This is a genomic window from Paraburkholderia sp. GAS448 (assembly GCF_050435685.1).
In the GTDB taxonomy this organism is placed as follows: domain Bacteria; phylum Pseudomonadota; class Gammaproteobacteria; order Burkholderiales; family Burkholderiaceae; genus Paraburkholderia.
On sequence record NZ_JBNDKT010000132.1, the window covers coordinates 1 to 1963 of the forward strand.

Consider the following 1963-nt stretch of genomic DNA (forward strand, 5'->3'; position numbering starts at 1 on the left):
GCACCAGTTGCATCCGCTTGCGCGAGAGGTCCCGCACCTGCCGTTCCTGTGCCGGGTAAATATAGCCTTCCGGCAAGAGTCCCAGACGTAGTAGCTGCGCGAGATGGGCGGCATCGGTGAAGTCGCCACTGTATTTCAGTCCCTCGTACTGCCTGATCGCCGCGGGGTTCGCCAGATGCACCGGGTAGCCTTCTTTCATCAGGTCATCCACCAGCCAGTACCAGTTGTACGTTGCTTCGATGACCACCCCAACCAGGTCCTCGCGGTGCGGAGCCAGCGCCGCCCGGATCTGTACCGCATCGTTCGGTAACCGCCGCTGGTAGAGGATCCGGTCAGCCTCATCGCTGACCACGACCACACTGTTGTTCGAGTGCAGGTCGATTCCACTAAACTGATATGACTTTCCGTGTCAAACGGGATCGGTTTTCATTTTTTCATAGGTATCTTCTTTGCATTCTTCGCGATTGGTGATCTGAATTTCCTGAGGGCGGCGTAGCAGTAATTCCGACGGTGAATCACACTGATATCCGCGGGTTGGTTACCGCATTACAGAGGTCCGTCTCGTGAGCCTGCCGCTCCCTTGTTCCGCAAATCGGTGATGCACGTTGCGCTGTTTAGCCGCGGGTTGCTCGAGTACCGGGCTACGCCGCCTTCAGGAAACTCTTCTCCAGATGTTCGTCAATTCGACTGATCGGCTCGGTTACGCTGCGTGTGCGGTGCGTGGCACGGCGAGCGACATTGCCAGACGGCTGACGTCCCAGATGAAACCGGCCAGTTCCCGGGCAACCGCGACCGTCGCGATGTTCGGATTTTTGCCGCGTGCCGCGAGCCTGCGATATCGGCGGCACAACCGCAGCTGCGCGTCCCAGGCGCGATCAATGATGGCCTTCGGGATGCCTTCGTGGCGGCGCTGAATGTCGGGACTCACGCGTGCCGGATGCCGGTAGCTCCAGGCCGCCTCGACGAGCAGCTTTCTGGCGTAGCTGTTGCCGGTCTTCGTGATGCTGCCCTGGCGGCGCTTCTCGCCGGAGGAGTGTTCGGACGGCGTCACGCCGAGCCAGGCCATCAGCTGACGGGGATGCTCGAAGCGCGACAGGTCCCCCAGTTCGGCGAGCATCCCTACGGCTGTGGTGAACTGCACGCCGCGCATTGCCTGCAGGCCAAGGACGGCTGGATAGAATCGCCAGTTGGGCACCGCCTCGCGCAACGCGGTCTCGAGACGCTCGCATTGCGCGAGGCGATCCTCGATCATGCGCCGATGCTCTTCAAACGCCAGTTGCTGCCATTCGTTGCCGAACGAATACTGGCTTAGCCAGTGCCGGTGCGCGGGGCCCCAGTTGGCGCTTCCGGTATAGCGCACGCCGTGCGAGAGCAGGAAGGACTTCAGCCGTTGACGGGCTCGCTTCAGATCGTCCTTGGCGCTCACCCACGCACGTGCCAGATCGCGGAACGCTTCGTCGTCAACGGCGGGAACGTACACTGCTGACAGGTCGCCAGCGCGCAGAGAGCGGACGAGCTTGACGGCATCGCGGCGGTCGGTCTTAACACGTTCCCCCGGCTTTCGGGGAATCAGTGACGGCGCGCACACCATGCAGTCGACCCCCTTCTGCACGAGCTGACGGTATAGCCCATAACCGCATGGACCTGCTTCATAGACAACCACCACGTGTCGCGCTTTCGATTGCAGACGCTTGCACAGGCGATCGATATCGGTCCGCGTCGTACCGATTTTGCCGACCAGTTGGACCTCGCCCGAGCCGAGCGCGTAGGCGACCGTGATCGAGTCCTTGTGAACGTCCAAACCGACGTACAACGTGCTATCGTTTTCCATTGCTGGCCTCCGTGCTGGAAATCGCCGGGTGCGGTCCTGTCCGCACCGTGCGGCTCTGGCAGCCATGCTAACCCGCGTCTGATTCCTCACGGCGGGCCAGCCTCTGCCTCACGGAAAGTCATACTGCCTTGT

2 protein-coding genes are annotated in these 1963 nt (G+C 61.6%); both read right to left on the reverse strand.

The features are described 5' to 3' along the window. Positions 1 to 358: IS110 family transposase (locus tag P3T23_RS47570; protein ID WP_429322933.1), on the reverse strand; the 358-nt coding region annotated here is incomplete at its 3' end. A 342-nt stretch (positions 359 to 700) separates the two neighbouring features. After that, positions 701 to 1831, reverse strand: coding sequence for an IS110 family transposase (locus P3T23_RS47575; RefSeq protein WP_429322934.1), 1131 nt, complete (start codon positions 1829 to 1831; stop codon positions 701 to 703). Positions 1832 to 1963 lie beyond the last annotated feature (132 nt).